This window comes from Umezawaea sp. (genome assembly GCF_057122925.1).
The window spans coordinates 24,741-37,810 of record NZ_DBNGPQ010000048.1; the positions used below are offsets into that span (position 1 = coordinate 24,741).

General features: G+C 73.4%; 12 protein-coding genes. 3 read left to right on the top strand and 9 right to left on the bottom strand.

Annotated features, from left to right (window positions below; translation table 11 throughout):
* Nucleotides 1-2: 2 nt before the first annotated feature.
* Entirely contained in the window at nt 3-1,124 is a 1,122-nt protein-coding gene (locus AC156L_RS09995) for a polyprenyl synthetase family protein (protein WP_330874220.1), read from the bottom strand.
* Between the two features lie 141 nt (nt 1,125-1,265).
* Between AC156L_RS09995 and AC156L_RS10000 the strand changes: the two genes are divergently transcribed.
* Both AC156L_RS10000 and AC156L_RS10005 read left to right on the top strand, forming a co-directional pair.
* On the top strand, nt 1,266-2,198 hold the full coding sequence (locus AC156L_RS10000; RefSeq protein ID WP_330874221.1) for a phytoene/squalene synthase family protein: 933 nt from the start codon (nt 1,266-1,268) through the stop codon (nt 2,196-2,198).
* Between the two features lie 17 nt (nt 2,199-2,215).
* Nucleotides 2,216-3,193 carry a Rieske (2Fe-2S) protein gene (locus tag AC156L_RS10005; protein WP_330874222.1) on the top strand — a complete coding sequence of 326 codons (978 nt, stop codon included), beginning with the start codon at nt 2,216-2,218 and terminating at the stop codon, nt 3,191-3,193.
* 502 nt (nt 3,194-3,695) lie between these two features.
* On the opposite strand, the gene AC156L_RS10010 is transcribed toward AC156L_RS10005, so the two are convergent.
* From AC156L_RS10010 to AC156L_RS10035, 6 genes are all read right to left on the bottom strand, one after another.
* Entirely contained in the window at nt 3,696-5,270 is a 1,575-nt protein-coding gene (locus AC156L_RS10010) for an FAD-dependent oxidoreductase (RefSeq protein ID WP_330874223.1), read from the bottom strand.
* Complete coding sequence (locus AC156L_RS10015) at nt 5,267-5,596, bottom strand: lycopene cyclase domain-containing protein (protein WP_330874224.1); 330 nt, start codon at nt 5,594-5,596, stop codon at nt 5,267-5,269. The genes AC156L_RS10010 and AC156L_RS10015 overlap by 4 nt, the downstream gene beginning before the upstream one ends.
* A 10-nt stretch (nt 5,597-5,606) precedes the next feature.
* Nucleotides 5,607-5,957, bottom strand: coding sequence for a lycopene cyclase domain-containing protein (locus tag AC156L_RS10020; RefSeq protein WP_484406766.1), 351 nt, complete (start codon nt 5,955-5,957; stop codon nt 5,607-5,609).
* Nucleotides 5,958-6,026: 69 nt separating this feature from the next.
* Nucleotides 6,027-6,767, bottom strand: a complete 741-nt coding sequence (gene surE, locus AC156L_RS10025; RefSeq protein WP_330874226.1) for a 5'/3'-nucleotidase SurE — start codon at nt 6,765-6,767, stop codon at nt 6,027-6,029.
* A complete protein-coding gene (locus AC156L_RS10030; protein ID WP_330874227.1) occupies nt 6,764-7,690 on the bottom strand; it encodes a 1-phosphofructokinase family hexose kinase in 927 nt (308 codons plus the stop codon). Before AC156L_RS10030 ends, surE begins: the two co-directional genes overlap by 4 nt.
* Before the next feature lie 44 nt (nt 7,691-7,734).
* Complete coding sequence (locus AC156L_RS10035) at nt 7,735-8,208, bottom strand: SRPBCC family protein (RefSeq protein WP_330874228.1); 474 nt, start codon at nt 8,206-8,208, stop codon at nt 7,735-7,737.
* 339 nt (nt 8,209-8,547) lie between these two features.
* Between AC156L_RS10035 and AC156L_RS10040 the strand changes: the two genes are divergently transcribed.
* On the top strand, nt 8,548-9,726 hold the full coding sequence (locus AC156L_RS10040; RefSeq protein WP_414719800.1) for a glycosyltransferase: 1,179 nt from the start codon (nt 8,548-8,550) through the stop codon (nt 9,724-9,726).
* A 49-nt stretch (nt 9,727-9,775) separates the two neighbouring features.
* Here AC156L_RS10040 and AC156L_RS10045 read toward each other — a convergent pair whose 3' ends face one another.
* Together AC156L_RS10045 and AC156L_RS10050 are read right to left on the bottom strand one after the other, a co-directional pair.
* Nucleotides 9,776-10,150, bottom strand: coding sequence for a hypothetical protein (locus AC156L_RS10045; protein WP_330874230.1), 375 nt, complete (start codon nt 10,148-10,150; stop codon nt 9,776-9,778).
* Between the two features lie 292 nt (nt 10,151-10,442).
* Nucleotides 10,443-12,905, bottom strand: coding sequence for a transglycosylase domain-containing protein (locus AC156L_RS10050; RefSeq protein ID WP_330874231.1), 2,463 nt, complete (start codon nt 12,903-12,905; stop codon nt 10,443-10,445).
* Nucleotides 12,906-13,070 lie beyond the last annotated feature (165 nt).

Consider the following 13,070-nt stretch of genomic DNA (forward strand, 5'->3'; position numbering starts at 1 on the left):
TCCTACCGTCGGCGCGCGGTGACCTGCGTGGCCAGCCGTCGCAGGGTGGTTCGGGCGGACGCGGTCATGGTGGTCTGGTCGAGGGCGTGCAGGGCGCTCGTGGTCAGCACCGCGATCTGCTCCTCCACGGCGCCCACCGCGCCCAGGTCGTGCAGCAGTTCGCGGACCTCGGCCAGCGCCCCGTCGGTGAGGTTCCGGCCCTCCAGGCACGACCTGAGCCGCCGCACGGCGTCGTCGCGGCCGGACGCGCGGGCCAGTCCGATCGCGACGGCCATCAGCGGTGTGCGCTTGCCCTCCCGCACGTCGTCGCCGACCGGTTTGCCCGTGACGGTGCTGTCGCCGAACACGCCGAGCAGGTCGTCCCGGAGCTGGAACGCCACCCCGATGTCGCGGCCGAACTCCCGCAGGGCGTCGACGAGGTCGGGCGGGGAGTCGGCGAGCGCGGCGCCCAGGTGCAGGGGCCGTTCCACGGTGTAGGCGGCCGTCTTGTAGCGCGCCACGCGCAGCGCCTGCTCCAGCGACTCCTCGCGGCGGGCACCGGCGAGCAGGTCGAGGTGCTGCCCGGCCATCATCTCCGTGCGCATCGCCTGCCAGGGCACCCAGGCCCGTGCGAGGGCGGGACCGTCGAGGCCCGCGGTGACGAGCGCGTCGTCGGCCCAGGCCAGCGCGAGGTCACCGACGAGGATCGCGGCGGAGTCGCCGTAGAGGCGGCTCTCGCCCGCCCAGCGCGCGCGCTGGTGGCGGGTCGCGAACACGACGTGCGCCGTGGGGCTGCCCCGCCGGGTCGTCGACCGGTCCATCACGTCGTCGTGCACCAGCGCGCAGCCCTGGAGCAGTTCCAGCGCCACGAGGGCCCGCACGGTCGTCCTGGCGCGGGGACCGTCGGCGTCGCCGCCCGCGGCCCGCCAGCCCCACCACGCGAACGCGGGCCGCAGCCGCTTCCCGCCGCGCAGGACGAGCGCGCTCAGCTCTCCGACCAGCTCCGGCGCGAGGTCGGCGTTCGGCCTGCCGTCGAGGAACGACACCAGCTCGGCGTGCAGCGAGCGGAACGCGCCGACGTCGGCAGGCGCGCCGCCTCGGACCCCTGGCGGGAGGCCCGCTGGAGCGTCGGGGGCCAGCGACATCATCGCCTCCTGGGATCGACGGGTGGCCCGTCGAGCTAAGCAGTGCCGCACCGGATCCGCACGACGACGACGTCCGTCGTGCGGAGAAGCCCCACGGGCCATACGGTGGCTCCCGACGTCTTCGGAAGGATTCGCGCCCCCATGTCGGTCCACCGGGAACTCGACGCCGCCGGGATCACCGATCCCCGGCTGCGCCTGGCCTACGAGCGCTGCCGCAGGCTCAACGCCGAGCACGGCCGCACGTACTTCCTCGCCACCAGGCTGCTCCAGCGCGAGCAGCGGCCCGCCGTCCACGCGCTGTACGGGTTCGCGCGGTGGGCGGACGACATCGTGGACGAGGTCCACGACGGCCGCTCCCCCGCCGAGCGCGCGGCGGAGCTGTCCGCCGTGCAGGACCGGCTGACCAGCGGGCTGGCGGCGGGCACCAGCGACGACCCGGTGATCGCCGCGGTGGTGGACACCGCGCGCCGCTACGACATCGACCACCAGCACTTCGCGGACTTCACCGCGTCCATGCGGATGGACCTCACGGTGACGGAGTACCCGACCTACGCCGACCTCGCCCGGTACGTGCACGGGTCGGCCGCCGTCATCGGCCTCCAGGTGCTGCCGGTGCTGGGCACCAGCGTGCCGCGCGAGGAGGCCGAACCGGCCGCCGCGGCGCTGGGCGTGGCGTTCCAGCTGACGAACTTCCTCCGCGACGTGGGCGAGGACCTGGACCGGGGCCGGGTCTACCTGCCGCTGGACGAGCTGGCGGCGTTCGACGTGGACCGGCCGATGCTCGAACACGCCCGCCGGACCGGCAGGACCGATCCCCGCATCCGGCGCGCGCTGGCCCACCAGGTCGCGCGCACCCGTGCGGTGTACCGCGAGGCGGAGCCGGGCATCGCCATGCTGGCACCGCGGTCGAGGCCCTGCGTGAGCACCGCTTTCCGCCTGTACGGCCGGATCCTGGACCTGATCGAGGAGGCCGACCACGACGTGCTGTCCGGCCGCGTCGTCGTGTCCGGCCGCAGCAGGCTGGCGATAGCCCTGCCCGCACTGGCCAGGTCCGTCCTGGCCCGGTCCGCCTGAGCCCCCTGGAGCCCTGCATGGCCGTTCGCATCCCCCTGCGCCTGTTCGACAGCCGCCCGTGGCCGGAGCAGGAGCCGACGTGGCGGGCCGCGAAGCCCGCGCTGATCGAGGCCTCGCTCAAGCGCGCGCTGGCGCGGCCGTCGGGCAACTGGTTCGTGATCGGGGCCAGCCGCGAGGTGACGGCGGACAAACCGTTCGGGCGCACCGTCTCCGGCCGCGAGGTGGTCGTCTGGCGCGGTGCCGACGGCGAGCTGCTCGCCGGGCCGGGGGCGTGCCCGCACCTGGGCGCGCCGCTGTGCGAGGGGGCCGTGCACCGCGGCGAGGTCGTCTGCCGGTGGCACGGATTGGCCTTGAACGGCCGGAGGTTCGGCTCCTGGAGCCCGTACCCCGCGCACGACGACGGGGTGCTGGCGTGGGTGCGGCTGGACGAGGTCGGCGGCGAGGAGCCGCTGCCGGAACCCGTGCTGCCCGTGCGACCGCCCTCGGGGTCGGTCGAGGCGGTCGCGACCGTCGTCGGCCGCTGCGAGCCGGAGGACGTGGTGGCGAACCGGCTCGACCCGTGGCACGGCGCGTGGTTCCACCCCTACTCGTTCGCGAACCTGAGCGTGCTGGAGACCCCGACCGAGGAGGACGACACGTTCCTGGTCGAGGTGGTGTTCCGGCTGGCCGGTCGGGTCGGCGTGCCGGTGGTGGCCGCGTTCACCTGCCCCGAGCCGCGCACGATCGTGATGCACATCGTCGAGGGTGAGGGGAAGGGCAGCGTGGTGGAGACCCACGCCACTCCCCTGGCTCCCGGTCCGGACGGCGCCGCGCGCACCGCCGTGGTCGAGGCGACGATCGCCCACTCCTCCCGCCGCGGCTTCGCCGTGGCCCGCTCCACCGCACCCGCGCTGCGACCGCTCATGCGCTGGGCCGCGAAACGCCTGTGGCGCGACGACATGGCCTACGCCGAACGCCGCTACGCGTTGCGCGCCACCGGACACCTCCCCGGCTGACCCCGCCCACGGGCACCCGGCACCGCCCCGGCGAGCCACCGGACACGTCCGGGCTGACCCCACCGACGGCAGACCGGCACGGCCCCGGCCAACCACCCCGGCTGACCCACCAGCGGGCACCAGACACCGTCCGGGGAGCCACCGGACACCTCCCGCTGACCCCACCCACGGCACACCGACACGGCCGGCTTCAGCGAACCAACCTCCGACTGACCCAGCCACAGGCACCCGACACCGCCCGGGGAGCCACCGAACACCTCCCGCTGACCCCACCCACGGCACACCGACACGGCCGGCTTCAGCGAACCACCCCCGGCCAACCACCAGCGGGCACCCGAGCCCCAGCGGGCCACCGAACACCTCTGGGCTGACCTACCAGCGGGCACCCGGGCCCCAACGGGCCACCGAACACCTCCCCGCCATCCCACCAGCGGGCGCCCGACACCGTCTCGGCGCGCCACCGGCTGTCCCCGCAGGCGGCGCGCCGACACCGCTCCGGCGGCTACCCCTCTCGCACCACCGCACGTCCGCCCGACCGAGCGGGCACCGGGTCCCGGCCCCACCGCCGCGCCGCGGCCCGCAGCAGCGGCCCCCGGCCGGAGGTCGGCACCGTCCACAGTGGAGTCCCGGCCACACCCCACCGGCTGAGCAGCTCGTTGGCCGCGGTGAAGCCCGTCGTCGCCGCGCGCTCCATGAGCGCCACCGGCAGGTCGACGCGGACCAGGTCACCCGCCAGCACCAGGAAGTCGTCCGGGGTGCGCACGGTCGGCCGGTCGGCGAACCCGCCCGGCGGGAACAGCGGGCAGTCCGCCCGCAGCTCGTGGCGCTCGTCCACGATCCCCGCGCCCCTGGTCTCCGGGTAGACCACGTGCAGCTGCTCCAGCAGCCGCGCGCGGGCCGTGCCCTGGTCGACGTCGGCGGGCAGCGCGTACCCGTGCAGCTCCACCACGGAACCGCCGGTGCGCGCCGCCCAGGCCCGTGCCTCGTGCTCGTAGTGGTTGAGCACGGACACGTTGTCGAGCAGGTCGTACCCGCTGGTGCCGAGGAACCCCGGCCGGTCGGCCCGCACGGGCCGGTCCAGCCAGTAGCGCGACACCAGGAAGGGCGGTGTGGTCTCCAGCGCCGCGATGGACCTCCGCCACCCGGCGTCGCCCAGCGGCGCCGAGTCGGCGACGATCCGGCGCAGCCCCGCCACGTCAGCGGCGAGCACGAGCGCGTCCACCTCGACGGACTCGCCCGGCACCCGGACGCTGAACCGCTTGTGCCGCCCCGGTTCCACGCCCTCCACCGGGGTCCCGGTGCGCACCGAGGCGCCGAACCCGGCGAGGTGGCGGCCGAGCGGGTTCCACAGCGCGTGCGGGAACGGGTCGGCCGCCACGTCGAAGAGCAGGCCCTCGGCCGAACCGAGGAAGTAGATGTGGAACATCGTCGCCAGCTCCGCGGCCGACATCCGGCTGGGGTGGGCGAAGAAGCTGCGGGAGAACACCTCGAACGCCAGCGCGTGCGCCGCGCGCGGGAACCGCACGTGCCCGAGGTAGGTCGCCGCGTCGATGTCGTCCAGCTCGTCGTACGTGCGCGGCACCGACACGTCGAGCAGCCGCAGGGCCGCGCGCGTGTTCACCGACGGCAGGTCGCTCCACGCGAAGGTGGGGCTGCGCCAGAGGAACGCGGTCGCGTTCCACGGCACCGCGCGGGGCAGCCCGGCGAAGCCCTCGCGGTGCCCGCTCGCGTGCCACAGCGGGTAGTCCGGCAGCCCGACCAGCGCGGTCCCCGCCGGGTCGACCCTGTTCAGCAGCGACCGCAGGTTGTAGTACTGCCGGAAGAACGCGTGGAAGCCGCGGGTCATCGTGGCGCTGCTGCCGTCGGCCAGTTCCGTCGCCCACCCGCCGACCCGGCCGCCGAGGTAGTCCTCGCGCTCCCACAGCACGACCCGCGCCCCGCGCTCGGCGAGGATGGTCGCGGCGGCCAGGCCCGCGATGCCGCCGCCGACGACACCGACCACCGGCGCGTCGTGCTCGAACGCGAACCGGCCTGCCGGCCCCGGCACGCGCACCGCCTTGCGGTCACGTCCGATCATCGTCCCCGCTCCTCAGGGGTAGTGGTCTCCCGCGCCCGCTCCCACAGCAGCAGGGTGAGGGTGACCATGGCGAACCCGAACAGGAAGTCCTCGACCGGGATGTCCCAGGGCACGCGGACCCCGCTGATGGCCCAGTCGGCGTACAGCACGATCGGCGCGTACAGCTTGGTCAGCCACCCGTCCACCAGCACCTGGAAGGCGAACACGATCCCCATGCTGGTCCAGTACGCCTTGCGGCGGAACAACCCGGTGCGCAGCACCACCAACTCCACGAGCACGGTCAGGACCGCGGCGACCAGCGCCGCTACCAGGTACTCCCTGCCCACGGGCGTCCTCTCACGTTCGCTCCACCTCGACGCTCCGGTCCACCGCGGGCCGCTCACCGTGCAGCGCCGTGACGGCCTCGTAGGTCAGCACGGCGCAGATCGGGATCACGACGAAGAACACCAGCTCCTCCAGCGGCAACGCCCCCGGCAGCCGCACCCCCGTGACGAACTCGGGGTTGTAGTCCCAGTGCTGCCTGGCGATGGCCGCGAGGTCCCACGCGGTGAAGACGGCCACCACGGGCAGGACCGCGCGGGCCAGCCGGGCGGGGCGGCGGTACACCCCGGCACCGCGGAACTCCAGCGGCGCGGTCACGAGCAGGCAGGCGAGCAGCAGGGCCAAGTATTCCCAACGACTGTCCAACGACGAACCTCCCGTGCTGTCCTCCCACCGTAGAGCCGCGCCGGGGTGTTCGCTTGGTGGCCGACGACCTCAGACCTCCACGTCCGGGTCCTCGGACACCGAGCGCAGCGGCGTGAGGGTGGGGTGGCCCGCGGCCAGCAGGGCGGCGTCGCTGCCGGGTTGCAACTCCTCCTCCACGAACACGGCGGCGAGGCTGATCGACCCGTCGTCGGTGTCGTGGAGCTTGCTCCGCACGGCGCCGAAGTCGGCGAGGCCCGCCCTCTCCGGCGGACCGACCTCGGGGCGGTTGGGAACGTTGAGGTTGAGCACGCTGCCCGGTGGCAGCGCGGCGAGCCGGTCGAACAGCTCGGACGCCACCGCGACGGCCGTGGCCCAGTGGTGCTCGACATCGGCGTCCAGCCCCACGTCCAGCGACACGGCCATGGCGCGCGCGCCGTTGATGGACGCCGTCAGCGCCGCGCCGACGGTGCCGGAGTGCAGGACGGCGCGGCCGACGTTCGCGCCGCGGTTCACCCCGGACAGCACGATGTCCGGAGGGTCCCCGAAGGCCCCCTGGCACGCCACCAGCGCGATGAGGCCGGGGTGGGCGGAGACCGCGTGCGCGGGCACGTCCGGCAGGTCCGGCAGCACGCGCCGCTCGACCTCGATCCGCCGGTCGTCCTGCGCCGCGGTCAGTCCGGCGCTGGTGCCGCTGGCCTCCTGGACGGGCGCGGCGACCACCGCGGTCCACCCGTGCTCGACCGCCCCGCGCGCCAGCGCGAGCAGGCCCGGCGAGTCGATGCCGTCGTCGTTGGTGATCAGGACCCTCACGCGGCGTCCTCCCACGGTTCGAGCACGACCCGGCCGACCAGCTCGCGCACCACGTCGCCGCTGCCGGACCCCAGACCGTGCCGGGTCACGTTCACCGCGCCCGCCGCCGCCCCGAGCTTGATCGCGTCCTCCACGGACAGCCCGTTCGCCAGGCCCGCGGCGAGCCCCGCGGTCATCGAGTCACCACCGCCACGGGTGTCCACCGGGCTCAGCGCGGGCGACTCCACGAGGTAGAACCGGTCGTCGACCAGCGCCAGGGTGGCCTCGGCGGCGCGCGACACCACGACCACGCGGGGGCCGAACGCCGCCACCTCGCGGCACCCCGCCACCAGGTCGGGGAGCGAGTCGGACTCGGCCATCCCGTCGGACACCAGCTCCTCGTGGCTCACCTTCACCACCTCCGGGCCGCCCGCGAGCGCCGCGGCCAGCCGATCCCCGGACAGGTCGACCACGACGCGGCAGCCGTGCGCGCCCAGGTCCTTGGCCAGCCGCTCGTAGACGGAGCTGGGCACCGGCTCGTCCTCCTCGGCGGGCCCGCTGAGCACCGCCACCCCCGCGCCGAGCGCCTCGACCAGGGTCATCTCGTACAGGTCGTCCAGCTCGTGCCGCGTCAGCACGTCCGCGGGCATCCGGATCACCTGGTCGCGGTCGCCGTCGCGCCGGTCGTGCACGTACGCGCCGTTGCGGGCCGCGACCTCGCGCACCCGCAGCTCCACCCCGATCAGGTGCCGCAGCACCTGGCCGGTCTCACCGCCCAGCGCCGAGCACAGCACGACCTCGGCACCCAGCGACTCGATCATCCGCGACTGCCACACCCCCTGCCCGCCCGCGTGGACGTGGACGTCGGGCGTCCCGTCCAGGTCCTCCACCGTCACCGTCAGCAGTGGAGACGGTGCGAACACCGCCACTCGTCCCTTGGTCATGTCGACCAATTACCCGCTTTGTCCGCTTTTCACGCCAAGATCGTCTAGGCGTCCACGACGTGGTGGCGCTCGATGTAGCTCTTGAACCCCTTGAGGTAGCTCTGGAGCCGCGCCCCGACGACCCCGACCGTCGTACCCAGCACCTCCAGCGCGCCGTCCGGCTCGAAGTCCAGGCGCAGGTCGACGCACGACCGGCGTTCGCCGAGCGCGGTGAACGTCAGCGAGCCGGTGTGGTGCGCCCCCGCCGTGGCGCGCCAGGCGATCCGCTCGTCCGGCACCCGTTCGACGATCTCCACGTCGAACTCGCGCTGGAACCCGCCGAAACCGGTCATCCAGTGCGTGTGGTCTGCGTCCAGCTCCGTCACGTGCTCCACGCCGGACATGAACCGCGAGTACGACTCCGGCTTGTTCCACTGGCCGTACGCCACGGACACCGGCACGTCGACCTCGATCGTCTTCTCGTAGATCGGCACCGCGACCTCCTCCACCTCGTTGAGCCGTTCGGACCAACGTCCCACGCGGCACGCGGTCGTGCTGGACGAGCGCCTCGGCGGAGGTGGCTGATCATGAACGCTCGACGGTTCGCGCGGCGGCGGTTACGCTGAGTCCACACGGGTAATCCCCCTGTGCGTCAAACAGCCGGCGCGCACTCCACCGGGCGTACGTGGTGGCGATGTGTGCCGAGCAGGAACACCTCGCGCCGTCGTGCGCCGTGCGATCGCCCCTCCTCCCCCGTTCCGGACCCGGCCCAGCCTGGTCGGTGACGGCGGTCGGGCACGGGGCGTCGCAGGCTGTCCGAGGAGCAGAACAGATGACTGACGCGTACACGTCCCCAGCCTTCGCAGAGGGCCGCTGAGATGCGGGTGGCCATGGTGGCGACGGCATGGGAAGCGGAGTCCGACGACCGGAACCGGCACATCGCGGAGCTGTCCGGCGCGCTGAGCGGGCAGGGCCACGACGTGACCCTCTACCGGCGGCGGACGTCCCCGTCCGGCCAGGGGACGACGGAGGTGGACGGGTACCGGGTCGTGCGGGTTCCCGCGGGCCCGCACGCACCGCTGTCGAAGGCCGACCTGCTGGGGCACCTCGACGAGTTCGGGGCGTTCCTCGAAGACGAGTGGAGGGACCGGCGACCGGACGTCGTGCACCTGCACTCCTGGACGTCCGGGCTCGCCGTCGCCGACGGCCGCGGCGTTCCGCTCGTGCAGTCCTTCCACGGCCTCGGCGTCGTGGAGCAGCGCTTCCGGAAGACGGCCGCGCCGGGGCGGGCCACCATCGAGCGGCTGGTCGGCGCGGCCGCGTACCGGGTGCTCGCGGGCAGCGCCGAGGAGGTGTTCGACCTCATCCGGATGGGGGTGCACCGGTCACGGGTGTCGCTCGTGCCCCGCGGCGTCGACACCCGGCTGTTCCAGCCCGACGGCCCGGCCATGCGCGGCGGTGCCCGGCACCGCCTGCTGGCGCTGGGCGACGTGGCGCCGCACAGCGGGTTCGAGACCGCGATCAGCGTCCTCCCCCGGCTCCCCGGCGCCGAACTGGTGATCGCGGGCCCGATCCGGCACACCGATCCCCGGCGCGACCCGGAGGTGGAGCGGTTGGTGCTGCACGCCCGCGGGCTCGGGGTCGCCGACCGGGTCACGTTCACCGGTCGGGTCGACCACGTGAGGAAGCCCGCCCTGCTGCGGTCGGCCGACGTGGTGGTGTGCCCGTCCTGGTACGAACCGTCCGGCTCGGCGGCGCTGGAGGCCATGGCCTGCGGCGTCCCGGTCGTCGCGTCGGCCGTGGGTGCCTTCAAGGACGTCGTCGTCGACGACGTGACGGGGGTGCTGGTGCCGCCGAGGGACCCGCGCGCACTCCTGGTCGTGCTCCGCGGCCTGCTGGCCGACGGCACGCGGCGCGAGATGTACTCGATCGCGGGCGCGGACCGGGTGCACGCCCGCTACGACTGGGACCGCGTCGCGGCTGAGGTGGTGGACGCCTACGACAGGGCGCCCGCCGTCCGCTCCCCCGCGCGCGGGACCTCGGCGAGGGGTCGGTAGTCCGCCGTTCCGGGTCGCGGCCGACGCGGCCCGGAACGGTTGCGCCCCTTCACCTCCGCGGTGCCGACCGGCCCGCGGGCACCAGCGCGATCAGGAGTCCCGAGACGGCCGTGCGGGCGTAGGCCAGCCCCTCCGGTGTCGGCAGGTCGAACACGAGCGGGGAGGCGAAGTCCAGGAGCAGCCGCCCGTAGACGAGCGCGAGGGCCACCCCGTACAGCCGGGCGTGGTGGTGCCGACCGCACAGCGCGACACCCACCAGCCCGGTGCACACCTGCAACGCCTGCACCTCGGTGGGCAGGGGCAGCAGGTGGGCCGCGCCCGCCGCGACCTGCCACAGCCCCGCGACCAGCGCGAGCAACTGGATCCTGCTGAACCTCCGCCGCAGCGGTGGGGCGCCCGCCTCGACGTGTCGTGGACCGGTCATGACAGATCAGTACCCGCACCAGGTGACCGCAGTCCACGGATCGCGGCGGCGATCCGCCCGCCGACCTCGGTGGTCGGCGGGCGGGTCACCCGGCTCCGGCCGTGGCGCGGCCCGGTGCTCCCCGTCTCCCCGTCGCCGTCGGGCTGGTGGTGGTCGCCGTGGTGAAGATCAGCGGCGCGGGTCGTGGAACCCACGACGACGAACGTGCCGGGGTTCCCGTTGGTCCTGCTCGGCGTCGTGCCGGCCGCCCGCCCCCGTCAGCGCGATGTGGGACGGACGACGTCGGCTGCCCTCATCCCGTCGGGGTGACCACCGGTGCCTGCTCCTGCTGGACCTCCGGCGGCGGTGTCGACGACTCCGCCTGCGCGGGTGGTGAGCCGGTGGTCGCCGTGGTGCTCGGCTCGACCGGCTCGGCCGGGCGCGGGGGCGGCACGTAGCCCGAGCTGATCGACAGCGTCACGGTGGTGCCGGTGAGGGCGGTGCCGCGCGGTGACTGCGCGACGACGGTCCCCCTGGCCTGCGAGGAGTTCACCGTCTGCACGGCGAACCGGTACCCGGCCTTCTCCAGCGCGGCGCGGGCGTTGTCCGAGCCGCTGCCCACGACGTCGGGGATCCGGATCTCCGGCCCTCCCTTGACGTAGCGCTCCTCGACGGGCGGCATCGGCTTGGGCGGCAGTTCGGCGTGCACCTTCACCATCGTCGAGAACCACGTCCGCGCGGGCACGGTGCCGCCGTAGATGTCGCCCTCCGCGCACAGCCGGGGCGTGCCCGTCACGCAGATGCCGCGCGGTTCCGGACCGTCGTTGAACGTCTGCACGGCACCCGCGTAGTCAGCGGTCGCGCCGACGAACGCGGCCGACTTGTAGTCCTCGGTGGTGCCCGTCTTGCCCAGCATCGGCTTGTCCCACCCGACCTGCTGCGCGGCCACCGCGGACGTGCCGCTGCCCTGGTCGTCCTTGCTGAGCCCGACCGCGAGCGCGTTGGCGAGCGGCTCGGCCACGACCTGCTCGCACGGGGCTCGGGTGACCTCGACCGGCTCGCCGTTGCGGTCGACCACCTCGCGGACCGGCGACGGCGGGCACCACGTGCCGCCGCTCATCAGCGTCGCCGCGACGTTCGCCAGCTCCAGCGTGCTGACGGGAGCGGGGCCGAGGGTGAACGACGCGTTGCCGTTCGCCTTGTAGAACTCGGCCTGCGACACGCGCAGGTCCTTCTGCTCGGCGGTGGGGTTGGGCTCGTACCCGGCGATCGTGGTGGCCATGGTCCGCCGCATCCCCAGCCGCGACGCCATGTCGACGACGTTGTCCAGGCCGACCTGCTCCTCCAGGATCACGAAGCCGGTGTTCGGCGACGTGGCGAGCGCGGTCTGCAACGTCATCTGCTGCGGGTAGCGGTCGGTGTTGTTCTCCAGGCAGTACCAGCGGGTGTTCGGCTCCCCCGTGGCCGGGCACCCGGCGGCCCCGCCCTTGAAGACCGCGGAGACGTGACGGCTGGGCGTGGAGATCGTGTTCTCGATGCCCAGGCCCTTCTCCATCGCCGCGGCGGCGGTGAAGATCTTGTAGACGGACCCGGCGCCGAACTTGTTCTCCACGCCGCTGGGCAGGTCGAACTGGGTCTGGTTCGCGTCGACCTTCAGGCCGTAGTCGCGGTTCGCCACGAGCGCCACGACCTCGTGGTTGTCCTTGCCCGGCCGGACGACCGCCATGGTGTTGGCGATGCCGGGGGTGTCCTTGGCGACCTGCTCCTCGGCGGCCAGCTTGGCGTGCTGGGTGATCGTGCGGTCGAGCGGCGTCCTGATCGTGTAGCCGCCGGTCTTCAGCTGCTCCAGGCTGAACCCCGACTCGGTCAGGTAGTTCACCACGTACGAGCAGTAGAACCCGTACTCGGGACCCGCGCCGACGCACCCGCTGGGCAGGGTCCGCACGGGCTGCCGCAGGACGATCGGCTCCCGCTGGTAGGCGTCGGCCTCGGCGCGCGCGAGCTTGCCGTTGTCCACCATCATGTCGATCACGTCGTTGCGGCGCTTGAACGCCTTCTCCGGGTAGGCCTCGGGGTCGAGGGCGGACGGGCTGTTCACCATCCCCGCCAGGACGGCGGCCTGCGGCACGGTCAGCTTGTCCGGCGTCGTGTCGAAGTAGGCCTGCGACGCGGCTGCGACGCCGAAGATGGTCGAGCCGAACGGCACCACGTTGAGGTAGCGCGCCAGGATCTCGTCCTTGTCCAGCTCGTTCTCCAGCTGGATCGCGATGCGGGCCTCGCGCGCCTTGCGGGCGATGGTCTGCTCCTGGGCCTTCTGCTGCTCGGCCTTGTTGTTCCGCGCGACCACGTGCACGAGGTAGTTCTTCACGTACTGCTGGGTGAGCGTGGACGCCCCCTGCGACACGGTGCCGCTGGCCTGGTTGGTCGCGGCGGCGCGCAGCGTGCCCAGCCAGTCCACGCCGTGGTGCTCGTAGAAGCGGCGGTCCTCCACGGACGTCAGCGCGTCCTTCATGGCCGACGAGATCATGGCCGCGGGTGTCAGCACGCGGTACTGGTCGTAGAGGTACGCGATGGGCTCACCGCCGCTGTCGGTGATCGTGGTCATCAGCGGCGGGTCCGTCTCCACCAGCACCGTCGAGATGCTGTCCACCTGGTCGCTCATGCGGTTGGACACGACCCCGACGGCCCCGACCGCCGGGAACATGATCCCCGCCAGCACGAAACCACCGAGCAGGGACAGCACACCCAGCTTCGCCAAGCACTCCCAGATCCTCACCTGTCCACGGTAGACCCGAACGGCGGCGGAAGTGCCCGTACGGCAACGGGTTCATCACTTGGGCGGACGAACGCCGCGAGGATGTTTGGACCCGTGGGCTCACCCCGAACGGGGACGATCACCCGGCAGGCGAGCGGCAGCGGCGGTCGCGGTCACGGCGTGCTC